This window comes from Pseudomonas floridensis (genome assembly GCF_002087235.1).
Taxonomy (GTDB): Bacteria; Pseudomonadota; Gammaproteobacteria; order Pseudomonadales; family Pseudomonadaceae; genus Aquipseudomonas; species Aquipseudomonas floridensis.
Genome location: NZ_MUIO01000004.1, coordinates 1 through 14,012, shown reverse-complemented (window position 1 = coordinate 14,012; position 14,012 = coordinate 1). Strand labels below are relative to the sequence as shown.

The window sequence follows — 14,012 nt, the reverse complement described above, 5'->3', positions numbered from 1 at the left end:
GTTTCCTCGCTCATGGCTGTGTCGCAACCTCGGCGCTTGGAATTCTCAAGTCCTGACCGACGCGCAACTCATCGGTTTTCAGGGCATTGGCGCTGCGCAACGTAGCCACACTCATGTCGTAACGCGCAGCCAGCATGGCCAGCGTTTCGCCGGAGCGCACCACATGATTGCGCGGCCCCTGGGCCAGCTTGCCGTTGTCACGCAGCCAGGCAATGTAGGTGCCCTGTGGCGGATTCTGCTGGAAGAATTGCTTCACACCGGAATTGATGGAGCGCGCCAGTGCCTGTTGATGCGAGGCCGACGACAGTTTGTTGGCTTCGTTGGCATTGGAGATGAAGCCGGTTTCGACCAGAATCGACGGGATATCCGGCGACTTGAGTACCATGAAGCCGGCCTGCTCGACACGGGACTTGTGCAGCGAGGTCACCCGACCGATGTTGCTCAGGACCTTCTGGCCCACGTTCAGGCTCGACGACAGGGACGCGGTCATGGACAGGTCAAGCAGTACGCCTGCGAGCATGCGGTCCTTGTCATCCAGACTCACGGCACCGGCACCACCGATCAGGTCGGAACGGTTTTCACTGTCCGCCAGCCAGCGCGCGGTTTCGGATGTGGCACCGCGATCAGACAGAGCAAAGACCGATGCACCAAAGGCCGCCGTCGAAGGCGCAGCGTCGGCGTGAATGGAAACGAACAAGTCGGCCCCTTTGGCACGGGCGATCTCGGTGCGTTTGCGCAATGGGATGAAGTAGTCGCCGGTGCGCGTCAGCTCGGCGCGGTAGCCCTTCTCGGCATTGATCTGGCGTTGCAGCTCCCGTGCAATCGACAGCACCACATTCTTCTCTTTCTCACCGCCCCTGCCGGACGCGCCCGGATCTTCGCCGCCATGACCGGCGTCGATCACCACCACGATATCGCGCTTGCCATTGGGCACAGGCGTCAGCTTGACTTCGGGCTTGGACGGGCTGATCGGCACCGCTGGCGCAGTGTTCGCAGGGGTGTCTGCAATGGTGGGCACAGGCGTGGGGTTGGCGTCGGCAGCATTGTCGAACAGGTCCACGACAAGGCGATTGCCGTACTGCTGATTCGGCGCCAGAGTGAAACTCTTGGGTGTCACTGCCTTTTTCAGGTCGATGACCACGCGCAGGTCGGTCGCCGTGCGCTGCGCGGAACGCATGCTGGTGATCGGCGTGTTGGCGGTGGATACGTTGAGTGGTCCGCCCAGTGTCGCGCCGTTGATGTCGATCACCAGACGATCAGGTGAAGTCAGGGTAAATACGCTGTGCTGGACAGGTCCCGACAGGTCGAAAACCAAGCGCGTGTTATCCGGCGCTCGCCATAAGCGGACACTTCGTACTTGCGTAGCGGCCAGCGCTTCGACAGCCAAGGCCATCAACAGCAGACCTACTACAGTAACCAGCGCGCGCATGCGCATACCTAACCCCATATCTATTTGAATTCCAAAGCCAAAGTGGCACACCAGCGTTCGCCACGCGAACCCGTGGGGCTCAGTATCACGGAACGACCTTCTCCGTGCGGCCTAATGGTAATGGTCAGGTCAGGCTTTGGCAAAAAGCCTGCACCACGCTGGGGCCATTCGATGAGACAAAGTGAGTCACCGTCGAAGTAGTCACGCACGCCCATGAACTCCAGCTCCTCTGGATCGACCAGACGATAGAGATCAAAGTGAAAGACCTTGATGGCACCTATTTCATAGGGCTCGACAAGGGTGAAGGTCGGGCTCTTGACCGCGCCCGCATGCCCGAATCCACGAATCAAGCCCCTCGAAATCGTGGTCTTGCCCGCACCCAGATCGCCTTCGAGAAAGATCACGCCCACGCCTTCGGTGACCTGCGACAGGCGCGCACCGAAGTTCGTCATGGCCTCTTCCCCGATCAGATGAAGCGTTAAATCAGACACGGTTTCAGCTCCTCCAATAACTGACGAATGGCCGGAATAATATCGCTGGCCGCCATGCCGCGCCCCGAAGCACCGATTTCCTGACCGGCGCTGGCATGCAACCACACCGCCAGACAGGCCGCCTCGAATGGTTTCATGTGCTGAGCCATCAGCGCGCCGATCAGACCGGCCAGCACATCGCCCAGACCCGCAGTGGCCATCGCCGGATGCCCCCGATCACACAAAGCCATTCGGCCATCGGCATCGGCGATCAGGCTTCCCGACCCCTTCAATACGCACACGGCGTTGAATTTGCGAGCCAGCGCATGGGCGGCAGCGGCACGATCAGCCTGCACGTCCTGAGTACTGAGGCCCAGCAGACGCGCCGCTTCACCTGGATGCGGAGTGATGACACTGTTGACGGGCAGCGCCACCCGACCGGTTGCCAGTTGATTCAACGCATCAGCGTCCCAGACCTGGGGGCGATCCGCGTTGGCCGCTGCCGACAGCAGGCTGCGCCCCCAACTGTCCTGACCCAGCCCCGGCCCCACCACCAAAATGCTGGCTGCCTCGATCAGGCCCATAAGCTGGTTCGCCGAGCTGATGCCGGCACTCATGATTTCCGGCATGCGAGTCAGCGCTGCGGGTACATGTTCGGCACGGGTCGCCAGCGTCACCATGCCCGCACCACTGCGCAGCGCACTTTCGGCACTCAGCAGTGCGGCGCCTCCAAACCCGTGATCGCCACCAATGACCAGAACCCGCCCGTACAACCCTTTGTGTGCGGTGCGGGGTCTGCCCGCCAGCGCCGGGAGGCTCGCTGGGTCGAGGCGCCTTGCCGTGACCGGGGCCTGCGCAACCACCGCAGGCTCAGCCTGCAGATTGTCGAAAACCAATTGCCCGATCAGGTCGGGGGCATCACCGGTCAGCAAGCCCATTTTCAGACCAATGAAGGTCACGGTGAGATCGGCGCGAACGGCCACACCCAGACAATGCCCGGTGTCAGCACACAGCCCCGATGGAATATCCACCGCCGCCACCGGCAGGCCACTGGCATTGATGGTGTTGATGACGGACAGATACGGTTCGCGGACATCGCCTTGAAGGCCAGTGCCCAGCAAGGCATCCACGACAATCCCGGCCAGCGGCTGACCTGCCCAGCGCTGGATATCCACCCCTGCCGCAGCGGCATGAGCCTGCGCGGCGTCGCCGTTGAGGGCTGCCGGATCGCCCACGGCCAGCACGCGCACCTGCCAACCGGTCTTGTGTGCCAGAGAGGCGACCAGATAACCATCGCCTGCGTTGTTGCCGTGCCCGGCCAGCACCGTCAGCTCACTCGCCTCGGGCCAGCGTCTGCGGATCGCCCGCCAGGTCGCATGAGCGGCACGCTGCATCAATTCAAAGCCTGGCGTGCCAGCGGCAATCAGCCGAGCGTCGAGGTCGCGGACCTGCGCAGCACTGTACAGCGCGTCGGGTAAATCAGCTTTCGTGTCTAACATGCGTCTCTGGACTCCGATGTCTGGCAGAATTATACGCACCTTGGCTCTGGTTTCTCTCTGCGCATGTCCGCTATTACTGCTGAACATCCCACTTCTGACGACCTTGTCACCCTTGCGCAATCGATCAAGGCGTGGGGCCGTGAGCTGGGTTTTCAGGAAGTCGGCATCGCAGGCCTGGACCTGGCCGAGCACGAGCAGCATTTACAGGGTTGGCTGGATGCGGGCTATCACGGCGAAATGGACTATATGGCAGCCCATGGCAGCAAACGTTCCCATCCTGACGAACTGGTGCCGGGAACGTTGCGCGTGGTGTCACTGCGCATGGACTATCTGCCGGGCGACACCGAGATGGCCCGCCGCCTGACCGAGCCGGAAAAAGCCTATGTGTCACGCTATGCCCTGGGTCGCGATTACCACAAGCTCATTCGTAAACGCCTGCAGCAACTGGCCGAACGCATTCAGCAGGCGATTGGCCCGTTCGGCTTTCGGGCTTTCGTCGACAGCGCACCGGTTCTGGAAAAAGCCATCGCCGAGCAGGCCGGGCTGGGCTGGATCGGCAAGAACACTCTGGTGCTCAATCGCAAGGCGGGCAGTTTCTTCTTTCTGGGCGAATTGTTCGTCGACATTCCGTTGCCGGTCGATGCCCCTCATGCGACCGAGCATTGCGGACGCTGCACGGCCTGTCTGGACATCTGCCCGACGGCCGCCTTCGTCGGTCCTTACGTGCTGGATGCGCGGCGCTGCATTTCCTATCTGACCATCGAGCTGAAGACCGCGATTCCCGAAGAGCTGCGCCCCCTGATCGGCAACCGGGTGTTCGGCTGCGATGACTGCCAGATCGTCTGCCCCTGGAACCGCTTCGCCCGCCCGACCGATCAGAGCGATTTCCAGCCGCGTCACAATCTGGACAATGCCGGACTGGCCGAACTGTTTCTCTGGGACGAGGACACCTTTCTAAGCCGCACCGAAGGCTCGCCCCTGCGCCGCGCCGGGTATGAGCGCTGGCTACGCAATCTGGCAGTCGGACTGGGCAATGCGCCCTCGACCATTGTGGTGATCGAGGCGCTGGAGATGCGCCGCGAGTACCCGTCGCAGATGGTCAGGGAGCATGTGGAGTGGGCGCTGAGCAGGCATGGGCGCTAGCGAATGCCCGCAGAGCGCAGGCACGATCACCGTCTTCGGCAGCGCTCGCTCACGGTTCATCTTTGTAAACGAACTTGGGCATTTCCCAGTGAAAACGGATCGCCAACAGGCGCAGCAGCAGGCCGCCAAACAGGGTGATCAGCACGCCCTGTTCGGCAGGCAGTTCCAGGTAGCCGCATAGCAGAAAACACCACGCCGCCAGGAATGACACACTGGCGTACAGTTCACGGCGGAAGATCAGCGGGATGTCGTTGCAGAAGATGTCCCGCAGGATGCCGCCGAAGACGCCGGTGATGACCCCGCACACCGAGGCAATCAGCATGCCGTGTCCGGCCTCCAGCGCGGTCATGCAGCCGATCAGGGTGAAGGCCACCAGACCCAGCGCGTCGAGCACCAGAAACAGTGAGCGCAGATGGCGCATCAACGGAGCGATGAAAATGGTCACCAGCGCCGCTACGCTGGTCAGCACCAGATATTCCGGATGCTTGACCCAGGTCAGCGGGTAGTGACCGATCAGCACATCGCGCACTGAACCGCCGCCCAATGCCGTGACGCAGGCAATCAGCACCACGCCGAACCAGTCCATGCCACGCCGTCCGGCCGAGAGCGCACCGGTCATGGCTTCGGCCGTAATGGCTATGAGGTAAAGCATCAGCAACATGGCGGCGACTCTGCGGCAAGGGCGCGCAGTTTAACCAGCGCCGTTGTGCACCGAAAGGCTTACGCACTGAAAGAGTGCAGCGAGGGCGCGCTCACTGCACAGGCACCGAGTATTACTTGATGAAGTGCTCGCGGTAGAAACGCAGCTCGGCAATCGACTCACGAATGTCGTCCAGTGCCAGGTGGGTGCTGCCTTTCTGGAACTTGAGGTTGGGCGACCAGCGCGCCGCCAGTTCCTTGAGCGTCGAGACGTCCAGATTGCGGTAGTGGAAGTAGTTTTCCAGATTCGGCATGTGGCGATAGAGGAAGCGGCGATCCTGGCAGATGCTGTTGCCGCAGATCGGCGAACTGCGCTCAGGCACCCACTGCATGATGAACGCCAGCGTCTGCGCTTCGGCGTCGGCCATGGTCACCGAGCTTTCACGTACGCGCTGGGTCAGGCCCGAACCGCCGTGCTGGCGCGTGTTCCACTCGTCCATCCGGGCCAGCGTTTCATCGCTCTGATGAATAGCGAGCACCGGGCCCTCGGCAAGCGTGTTCAGCTCGCTGTCGGTGATGATCGTGGCCATTTCGATGATGACATCGTTATCAGGGTCCAGACCGGTCATTTCCAGATCGATCCAAATCAGGTTCTGCTTGTTCTGCATGTGATGACTCCTCAGCGTAGGCGCGCAGTTTAGCTTACCCGGCCGTGCTAGACTGCCGCCCGATTCACCGTACTGCTTAATTCATCAGCTACATCACATCGGAACACCCATGGCCAAACGCCAACTCAATCGTCGTCAGAACTGGCGCATCGAAAAGATTCAGGGCGAACGTGCCGCCCGCGCCGCGAAACGCGAGTCTGTCGCGCTCGAAACACTGGAAGGCGGTGATCTGGGCCCGGAACAGACCGGCCTGGTGATCGCCCACTTCGGCGTTCAGGTCGAAGTCGAGGCCCAGGAAGGCGAGCAGATCGGCCAGGTGTTCCGCTGTCACTTGCGCGCCAACCTGCCCGCGCTGGTCACCGGCGACCGGGTTGTCTGGCGTGCCGGCAATCAGGGCATCGGCGTCATCGTTGCGCAACTGCCGCGCAGCACCGAACTGTGCCGCCCGGACTCACGCGGTCAGCTCAAGCCAGTGGCGGCCAACGTCGATCTGATCGTGATCGTGTTCGCGCCAATGCCGGAGCCTCACGCCAACCTGATCGACCGCTACCTGGTCGCTGCCGAGCACGCCGGGATTCACCCGCTGTTGCTGCTCAACAAGGCTGACCTGATCGACGAACAGAACGCCCCGGCGCTCAATGCGTTGCTGGCGGTCTATCGCACGCTGGGTTATCCGGTGCTGGAAGTGTCCGCGCATCAGGGCGACGGCATGCAACAGTTGCAGGCGCGCCTCGACGGGCACATCAGTGTGTTTGTGGGTCAGTCCGGCGTCGGCAAGTCATCGCTGGTCAACAGCCTGCTGCCGGAAGTCGGAACACGCGTCGGTCCCTTGTCCGAACTGTCCGGACAGGGCACGCATACCACGACCACCGCGCGACTGTTCCACTTCCCGCGTGGCGGCGATCTGATCGACTCACCCGGCATCCGTGAATTCGGTCTGGGCCACGTGAGCCGCGCTGATGTGGAAGCCGGTTTCATCGAGTTCAACGATCTGATCGGCACCTGCCGTTTCCGCGACTGCAAGCATGACCGCGAGCCGGGCTGCGCCCTGCTCAAGGCGCTGGAAGACGGACGCGTGCAGCAGCAGCGCATGAACAGCTATCGTTCGATCATCGCCAGCCTGCCGGAAGACAGTTACTGATCAACGCCTGAAACGAAAACGCCGCGATGATCGCGGCGTTTTCGTATGGGCTCTGGCTCAGTTCTGCGCCGGTTCGACCTTCAATGTGCCCTGCTCGAAGATATTCAGCTTCTGCCGAATCTCGTGCGGCTGTGCATAGGCCTGCGGATCGACCGGTGCCGGTGCGGCTGACGCACCTGGCGCTGCACCCGGTGCTGGTGGGGCAGCCGGGGCCGGAGCCGTTTGGGGTGCACCACCGGAATTCTGGGCACCTTCGATACGCTGCTGAGCCTTTTTGGTCAGCACCACGATATCGATGCGACGGTTCACCGGATTGGTCGGGTTTGCACTGTCATACAGCGCCGACGAGGCATAGCCGACAACCCGTGCCACCTGCGAATCCGGATAGCTGCCCGCAACCAGGGCGCGGCGTGCGGCGTTGGCCCGGTTGGCAGACAGTTCCCAGTTGCCGAACCCGCCATTGCCTATGAATGGCGTGGCGTCGGTGTGACCGCTGATGCTGATCTTGTTCGGCACACTTTTGATGGTATCGGCCATCGCCAGCAAGATGTCCTCGAAGTACGGCTTCAGACGCGCACTGCCGGAGTCGAACATCGGGCGGTTATCGGCATCCATGATCTGAATGCGCAAGCCGTCCTGCGTGATCTCGAACAGAATCTGGTCCTTGAACTTCTGCAGTTGCGGGTTCTCTTCAACCTTGTTCTGCAGTTCTTGAAGCAGCATTTCCAGACGTTCCTGCTCGACTTCCTCGGCCTTGGATTCGGCGTTGTCGGATTCGATCGGCACAGTGTCCGGAGAAGGCGTGGTTTTCACCTCGGGATTAAGCGTCTGGTTGGGCGACATCTCGGGCGAACCGCCCAGATCGATCACGTAAGGCGAGCCACTGTCGGAAAAGCCGACCGGGTCCTTGAAGTAACCGGCCACAGCGATCAACTGTTCGGGCGTGGCGGACGACATCAGCCACAGCACCAGGAAGAACGCCATCATCGCCGTCGCGAAGTCGGCAAAGGCGATTTTCCAGGCGCCGCCGTGATGCCCTCCACCGAAGCGCTTGACGCGCTTGATGATTATCGGCTGATTATTTTCCATGGCTTAGCGACCGCGAACCGCTTGTTCCAGCTCACTGAAGCTGGGGCGATGCAACGGATACAGCACTTTACGGCCGAACTCGACGGCCAGCGAAGGCGGCATGCCGGATGCCGAAGCCACCAGGGAAGCCTTGATGCATTCGTAGACGTTCATTTCTTCCTTGGCATCGTGAGCCAGGGACGTGGCCAGCGGGCCAAAGAAGCCGTAGGCCGCGAGAATACCGAAGAATGTACCCACCAGGGCCGCACCTACGTGCATACCGATGGCCGCCTTGTCGCCGGAACCCAGGGACGCCATGGTCACCACGATACCCAGTACCGCCGCGACGATACCGAAACCGGGCATGCCGTCGGCAATACCGGTGATGGCATGGGAAGGATGCTCGAGCTCTTCCTTCATGCTCAGCAGTTCCATGTCGAACAAGCCTTCAAGCTCGTGAGGCGCCATGTTGCCGGAAGACATGATGCGCAGGTAATCGCAGATGTAGGCAGTCATGCGCTCGTCTTTAAGCACACCGGGGTATTTGGCGAAGATCGGGCTGGAGGCGGGTTCTTCGATATCGCCTTCAATCGCCATCATGCCTTCGCGGCGGCTCTTGTTGAGGATTTCGTAAACCAGGCCCAGCACTTCGAGGTAATAAGCGTGCGTGAAGCGCGTGCCGAACATCTTCAGCGACTTCTTGAACACGTGCATGGTCATGTGGCCGGGGTTGGCCTGCAGGAATGCACCCAGCGCAGCACCGCCGATGATCAGCACTTCGTAAGGCTGAAACAGGGCCATGATCTTGCCGTGAGACAGGACGTATCCGCCGAGGACACTCGCGAAAACGACAATGATGCCGATAATTTTAGCCATAGGAGAAAATACTTTACTGAGTCGGGTTCAGGGACAGTCCGGAAGTTCTTGAAACTCTTCTTCTCCTTATCGGCCTAACTGGGCCAGACTATAGTCAGTTCTTGCTAAAAACCAGTTCGGTCCGGAATCGCGGGACCGAAAATGGCTGTTGCGCCCCTGAACGCTGGCAGCCTCCCAGCTCGATAATCAGCTGTACAGGCCATCGAATGTCGACAAAGCAACCCGCACATCTGCCGATTCCAAAAACGCTTGAAGCCTGGGTCAGGCAGCTTGATGGCGTTGATCTGCCCGTACCTGCCGCCAGCCATGACCGGGTCCGTGCCGCCCTGAACGACAGCCGTCGTTCGCTGCGCGAAATCGCGGAAATGATGCAGGAAAGCCCTGCGCTTGTGCTCAGCGTCATGCGCGAGGCCAACCACCATACTCACGGGATCACCGAACAGGCTGAAAGCCTGGAAATCGCGATCAACCGGTTGGGGCTGGCGCGTACCGAAATTCTGCTAGGTCGCCTGCCAGCCAGGCAGCCTGACGAGATTCCGGCCGTCTTTCGGCAACTGGTCCTGATCAGCCAGCACGCCACGCAGCAGGCCAGCGGCTTGTTCGCCAGCCGCCTGGCGCGCCTGTGGCAAGACATTCATCTGGGCAGCCTGCTGTTTCTGGCGCCGTTGTGGCCCATCGCCCTCGCCTATCCCAAGCTGCTCGAAGAGCTGGAACTGCGGGTCATTCACAAAGGCCACTCCAGCATTGCCGTCGAAAAAGAACTGTTCGGCGTCAATCTGCTGGAACTGGGCCTGGCGCTGGCTGAGTTCTGGCGCCTGCCGGTCTGGGTCACACGCGGCTATAAGCTGCTGCTCAGCGAACGACGCGAATTGGTCAAGGTGTTGCGCATCGCACGCGACGACGACCCTTTGCATCAACAACAGATGATGGATGCCGACCCGAATCTGCGGCGCTGGCTGAACCAGCCAGCCAATACCGTATTGCTGGGCAACGGCCTGGCCCTGGCCGCTCAACACGCGTGGGACAGCCCGCATTGCCTGCGCTGGGAGCGGCTGACCAGCCTGTATCTGCAGCAGCCGTTGAGCGAGGTGCAGCAGCAGGCCCACCAGAATGCGGCAAGCAGTGCGCGCGCTCATCATGAAAAGGATCTGTGGCATCCGGCCGAATCACTGATCTGGCCATGGGATGCACGCCGAGTAAGGCGAGACAATGAACCCGCGCCGCCGCCCTCGGCCGACGCCCTGCAACTCTGGCGCAAGCAATGCGCCGAACTGCTGCAGGATCCCACGCCCTTCATCAACGCCATGCACCTGACCACCTCGGCACGCGAAGCCTTTGTCGCCTGCGGCATGCAGCGCGTCATGCTGCTGATGCTGGACAAGACCGGCACGGTGCTGCGCGTGCATCAGTGCGCCGGAGTGCCACCGGAAGCCGCAGCCATGCAGCTCTTTATAAAGGAAAGCACCGTTCTGCAACGGCTCCTGACCCAGCCGACCCAGTTGCGCATGACGCCAGCCAACATCGCGCAGTTCTCTGCCCTGCTGCCTGCGCCACTGAAAAGCCTGTTCAGCGGCCACCACTGGCTGATTCGCTCATTGAGCAGCAACGGCAAGGTGATGATGCTGGTGGTCGCCGATCAGGGTGGCGGCGCGCTGTCGGAAATTTCAGTTCAGGCATTCGGAAAAACCGCGCAATGCATTGAGCGGGCACTGGGCATTTTTAGTCATCGCAAAGCATGAGGGCTGGCGTACAATTCGCATCTTTCTTTACATCGGAGGCTGCAAATGTCCGTATTCGTTGGCTTACCGTTGGTCATCGAGCCCAACGATCTGCTTGAGCGCCTGGAGGCCCCGGAACTGATTCTGGTGGACCTGACCAGCAGTGCTCGCTACGACACCGGGCACATTCCTGGCGCGCACTTCGTTGATCCCAAGCGTACCCAGCTCGGCCAACCGCCTGCGCCTGGCTTGCTGCCCGCGCATTGCGATCTTGAAAAACTGTTCGGCGAGCTGGGCCATAACCCCGACGCGGTCTATGTCGTCTATGACGACGAAGGCGGCGGCTGGGCCGGGCGCTTTATCTGGCTGCTGGATGTGATCGGTCATCACCGTTATCACTACGTGGACGGCGGAGTACTGGCCTGGGAAGCGCAATCGCTGCCGCTGAGCCGAGACGTGCCGCATGCGGCCGGCGGCCCGGTCAAGCTGAAGCTGCACGAAGAACCCACCGCGACCCGTGAATACCTGCAAAGCCGTCTGGGCGCTGCCGATCTGGCGATCTGGGACGCACGCGGTCCGACCGAATACTCGGGTGAAAAAGTGCTGGCAGCCAAGGGCGGTCATGTGCCGGGCGCCGTCAACTTCGAATGGACCGCGGGCATGGACAAGACGCGCAACCTGCGTATCCGCGAGGACATGCCGCAGATTCTCAACCACCTGGGTATCACGTCCGACAAGGAAGTGATCACCCACTGTCAGACTCACCATCGTTCAGGCTTCACCTATCTGGTGGCCAAGGCGCTGGGCTATCCAAGGGTCAAAGCGTATGCCGGCTCGTGGGGCGAATGGGGCAATCACCCGGACACACCGGTCGAAAAATGATCAGGGCCGGCTCACTGCGGTGAGCCGCGCAGCTTCTTTATCACGTTCAGGAATATCAATGAAAGATCGTTTGTTTATCCTCAGCCAGTACCTGTTACCGCATCACCTGCTGTCCCGTCTGGCCGGTCTCGTTGCCGAATGCCGCGTGACCTGGTTCAAAAATGCGTTCACCGCCTGGTTCGTGCGTCGCTATCAGGTCGACATGTCGCAGGCTCTGGTTGAGGACATCACCGCCTACGAGCACTTCAACGCGTTCTTCACCCGCGCTCTTAAGGCCGACGCTCGCCCGCTGGACACCACGCCAGGCGCAGTGCTGTCACCCGCCGACGGCACCATCAGCCAGTTGGGCTCCATCGATCACGGCCGCATCTTCCAGGCGAAGGGCCACAGCTTCAGCGTGCTGGAATTGCTCGGCGGCGACCCGAAGCTGTCCGCGCCGTTCATGGGCGGTGAGTTCGCCACCGTCTACCTGTCGCCGAAGGATTACCACCGCGTGCACATGCCGCTGGCCGGCACCCTGCGCGAAATGGTCTACGTTCCCGGCCGGATCTTTTCGGTCAACCAGACCACTGCCGAAAATGTCCCGGAGCTGTTCGCCCGTAACGAACGCGTTGTCTGCCTGTTCGACACCGAACGCGGTCCGATGGCCGTCGTGCTGGTCGGCGCAATGATCGTCGCCTCGGTGGAAACCGTCTGGGCCGGACTGGTCACACCCCCCAAGCGTGAGCTGAAAACCGTCAGTTATGACGAAGCCGCACGCGCGCCGATCCACTTGGAGAAAGGTGCCGAGATGGGCCGCTTCAAGCTGGGCTCCACGGCTATCGTGCTGTTCGGCCCGAATCAGGTGAAATGGGCTGAACAACTGAGCGCTCTGTCCAAGGTTCAGATGGGTCAGGCGCTCGCGGTTCCGGCGAACCCCGTCGAGGCTTGATGGCTTCAGGCCATAATAGCTGCGCTTCAGCAGCGTTACTGGTAAAGTCAGGCCATCGGTGCAGTAGGATACGTCGCACTTTCATCGGCGCCGGGTTCCACATCCACTCCGCGAGATGTGACCGGCAGCCGATTTGAAGCCACCGTTCGGGCCAGTGAGTCGTTGGAGTTCGCCTGTCACATGAGTAATTTGAGCCTTCCTCTGCTGTTGCGTGCACCCACGCCAACGCAGTCGAGCCTGTCATTCAGTGAAGCCACGCCCCGCGACCTTAAACGCTGGATCTCCCGGCTGCCTAAAGCGAATCTGGGCGAGATGGCCCGTCAGCTCTATCAGGGACTGGCCGAACTCAATCAGTTGATCACGCCCAGCGACAACCGCCTGCAAATGCTGGAGTTGTTGCGCCCGGAAGTCTATTTCGTCTGCAAGCACCTGGAACGGCACTTTCTCAATCAGGCCATCGTGCTCGACGAGCGTCCGCGCAAGGTCGCCAACCTGTGTCAGGCGTTGCAGAATCATCTGGCAACCGGCTACAAGCAAGTCATTCAGCAGATCGCGCCGCGCTACAGCAAGGACCAGAGTCCGATGCTGGCCACCGCCCTGCAACGAGCGCTGCACGGACTGAACGGACCGCTGATTCGCGCCAATCAGTTGTACTGTCCGGTGCAGGACGGCCTGTGGCTCGAACTGCACCAGCTCTATCAGATCGCCCGCCAGTTCCAGCTGCATCGCACACCGGTAGACGAGCCGCTGGCCCATCACACCCGTACGCTGTCCGCAGAGCAGACCTACGTGATTGCGTTGCTGATGGGCTGCTCGCGCTGCAATCAGATGCGCCAGTTGAACATCGGTAAACTGGCCGACGCGCTCGAAGCGTGGAGTGCGATGGTGACATTGCAGGTGCCAGCCGATGGGCACAGCCTGCTGGCTCTGGACCCGACGTCCGATAAGCCGCCGCTGTATCGCACCCTGTTCAGCGATGAGCAACTGCCGAAGATGCTCGGGATTCAGCCAATGGCACTGGCGGATGCGATCAATCATTACCTGGCTCTGCCGGATGATCAGCGCGGCCCCACCAAATTGCTGATACCGACCGGCGTGAACACGGATCTGCTCCAGCATCTGGCAGCCGCCTGGGGCGATGTCGCCGAGCGCACTTTTCAGCGCACTGCAGGCCAGGGCACGTTGAAGTTGTGCATTGGCATGAGCGCGTTGCATTACTACGTGGCCGGGCAGAAGTCGTTCAGCCAGCTCTTGCAGTTGAAAACCGCCAGCAACGTTGCCGACTTTGCGCTCAAGGTGGTCAACGAGAACGATGACGACCCCTGGTCCTCGGCGTTCGATACGCAGCGCGGCAATACCTCGTCCGTGCTGCTGCCCTACGAGGAAATCGAATACCAGAAGTCCGACATGGAGGGTGACGCCGCTTCCAACGCGCAGCACACCTTCCCGACGTTCGACCTCAATATCGTCAACCACAGTCCGGGCGGCTATTGCCTGGCGTGGCACAAGGAAGTGCCGCAACAGTTGCAGGCCGGCGAGCTGGTGGGG

Annotated in this window: 13 protein-coding genes; 6 read left to right on the top strand and 7 right to left on the bottom strand. The window is 61.2% G+C overall.

Going from position 1 to position 14,012, the window contains the following annotated elements; all coding sequences use genetic code 11:
* Nucleotides 1-10 precede the first annotated feature (10 nt).
* The 3 genes from BZK31_RS01595 to BZK31_RS01585 are packed head-to-tail and all read right to left on the bottom strand — an operon-like array spanning nt 11 to nt 3,398.
* Nucleotides 11-1,435 carry an N-acetylmuramoyl-L-alanine amidase gene (locus BZK31_RS01595; protein WP_083181009.1) on the bottom strand — a complete coding sequence of 475 codons (1,425 nt, stop codon included), beginning with the start codon at nt 1,433-1,435 and terminating at the stop codon, nt 11-13.
* A gap of 14 nt (nt 1,436-1,449) precedes the next feature.
* Nucleotides 1,450-1,920 (bottom strand): tRNA (adenosine(37)-N6)-threonylcarbamoyltransferase complex ATPase subunit type 1 TsaE, encoded by a 471-nt coding sequence (gene tsaE / locus BZK31_RS01590; RefSeq protein ID WP_167377820.1) that lies wholly within the window; start codon nt 1,918-1,920, stop codon nt 1,450-1,452.
* Nucleotides 1,908-3,398 carry an NAD(P)H-hydrate dehydratase gene (locus BZK31_RS01585; RefSeq protein ID WP_083181007.1) on the bottom strand — a complete coding sequence of 497 codons (1,491 nt, stop codon included), beginning with the start codon at nt 3,396-3,398 and terminating at the stop codon, nt 1,908-1,910. The genes tsaE and BZK31_RS01585 overlap by 13 nt, the downstream gene beginning before the upstream one ends.
* 63 nt (nt 3,399-3,461) lie before the next feature.
* Here BZK31_RS01585 and queG point away from each other — a divergent pair, with 63 nt between their 5' ends.
* Nucleotides 3,462-4,541: a tRNA epoxyqueuosine(34) reductase QueG gene (queG, locus tag BZK31_RS01580; protein WP_083181006.1), complete on the top strand. Its 1,080-nt coding sequence runs from the start codon at nt 3,462-3,464 to the stop codon at nt 4,539-4,541.
* Between the two features lie 49 nt (nt 4,542-4,590).
* On the opposite strand, the gene BZK31_RS01575 is transcribed toward queG, so the two are convergent.
* Nucleotides 4,591-5,202 (bottom strand): trimeric intracellular cation channel family protein, encoded by a 612-nt coding sequence (locus BZK31_RS01575; protein ID WP_024695743.1) that lies wholly within the window; start codon nt 5,200-5,202, stop codon nt 4,591-4,593.
* A gap of 112 nt (nt 5,203-5,314) precedes the next feature.
* A complete protein-coding gene (gene orn, locus BZK31_RS01570) occupies nt 5,315-5,848 on the bottom strand; it encodes an oligoribonuclease (protein WP_083181005.1) in 534 nt (177 codons plus the stop codon).
* Between the two features lie 109 nt (nt 5,849-5,957).
* Here orn and rsgA point away from each other — a divergent pair, with 109 nt between their 5' ends.
* Nucleotides 5,958-6,989, top strand: coding sequence for a small ribosomal subunit biogenesis GTPase RsgA (gene rsgA, locus BZK31_RS01565; RefSeq protein WP_083181004.1), 1,032 nt, complete (start codon nt 5,958-5,960; stop codon nt 6,987-6,989).
* Between the two features lie 57 nt (nt 6,990-7,046).
* Here the strand turns inward: rsgA and motB are convergent, their stop codons facing one another.
* Complete coding sequence (gene motB, locus BZK31_RS01560; RefSeq protein ID WP_083181003.1) at nt 7,047-8,078, bottom strand: flagellar motor protein MotB; 1,032 nt, start codon at nt 8,076-8,078, stop codon at nt 7,047-7,049.
* 3 nt (nt 8,079-8,081) lie between these two features.
* Entirely contained in the window at nt 8,082-8,933 is an 852-nt protein-coding gene (motA, locus tag BZK31_RS01555) for a flagellar motor stator protein MotA (RefSeq protein ID WP_083181002.1), read from the bottom strand.
* A gap of 206 nt (nt 8,934-9,139) precedes the next feature.
* Between motA and BZK31_RS01550 the strand changes: the two genes are divergently transcribed.
* The 4 genes from BZK31_RS01550 to BZK31_RS01535 all read left to right on the top strand — a co-directional run.
* Entirely contained in the window at nt 9,140-10,672 is a 1,533-nt protein-coding gene (locus tag BZK31_RS01550; protein WP_083181001.1) for an HDOD domain-containing protein, read from the top strand.
* Nucleotides 10,673-10,717: 45 nt separating this feature from the next.
* Nucleotides 10,718-11,533 (top strand): rhodanese-like domain-containing protein, encoded by an 816-nt coding sequence (locus BZK31_RS01545; RefSeq protein ID WP_083181000.1) that lies wholly within the window; start codon nt 10,718-10,720, stop codon nt 11,531-11,533.
* A 52-nt stretch (nt 11,534-11,585) separates the two neighbouring features.
* Nucleotides 11,586-12,464: an archaetidylserine decarboxylase gene (gene asd / locus BZK31_RS01540; RefSeq protein WP_167377822.1), complete on the top strand. Its 879-nt coding sequence runs from the start codon at nt 11,586-11,588 to the stop codon at nt 12,462-12,464.
* 180 nt (nt 12,465-12,644) lie between these two features.
* The coding region (locus BZK31_RS01535) for a molecular chaperone (protein WP_083181049.1) at nt 12,645-14,012 on the top strand (1,368 nt) is incomplete at its 3' end.

Excerpts from the sequence above, each read along its gene's own strand:
- BZK31_RS01595 (WP_083181009.1), bottom strand. The coding sequence starts at position 1,435 with ATGCGCATGCGCGCGCTGGTTACTGTAGTAGGTCTGCTGTTGATGGCC.
- BZK31_RS01585 (WP_083181007.1), bottom strand. The coding sequence starts at position 3,398 with ATGTTAGACACGAAAGCTGATTTACCCGACGCGCTGTACAGTGCTGCG.
- queG (WP_083181006.1), top strand. The coding sequence starts at position 3,462 with ATGTCCGCTATTACTGCTGAACATCCCACTTCTGACGACCTTGTCACC.
- BZK31_RS01575 (WP_024695743.1), bottom strand. The coding sequence starts at position 5,202 with ATGTTGCTGATGCTTTACCTCATAGCCATTACGGCCGAAGCCATGACC.
- orn (WP_083181005.1), bottom strand. The coding sequence starts at position 5,848 with ATGCAGAACAAGCAGAACCTGATTTGGATCGATCTGGAAATGACCGGT.
- rsgA (WP_083181004.1), top strand. The coding sequence starts at position 5,958 with ATGGCCAAACGCCAACTCAATCGTCGTCAGAACTGGCGCATCGAAAAG.
- motB (WP_083181003.1), bottom strand. The coding sequence starts at position 8,078 with ATGGAAAATAATCAGCCGATAATCATCAAGCGCGTCAAGCGCTTCGGT.
- motA (WP_083181002.1), bottom strand. The coding sequence starts at position 8,933 with ATGGCTAAAATTATCGGCATCATTGTCGTTTTCGCGAGTGTCCTCGGC.
- BZK31_RS01550 (WP_083181001.1), top strand. The coding sequence starts at position 9,140 with ATGTCGACAAAGCAACCCGCACATCTGCCGATTCCAAAAACGCTTGAA.
- BZK31_RS01545 (WP_083181000.1), top strand. The coding sequence starts at position 10,718 with ATGTCCGTATTCGTTGGCTTACCGTTGGTCATCGAGCCCAACGATCTG.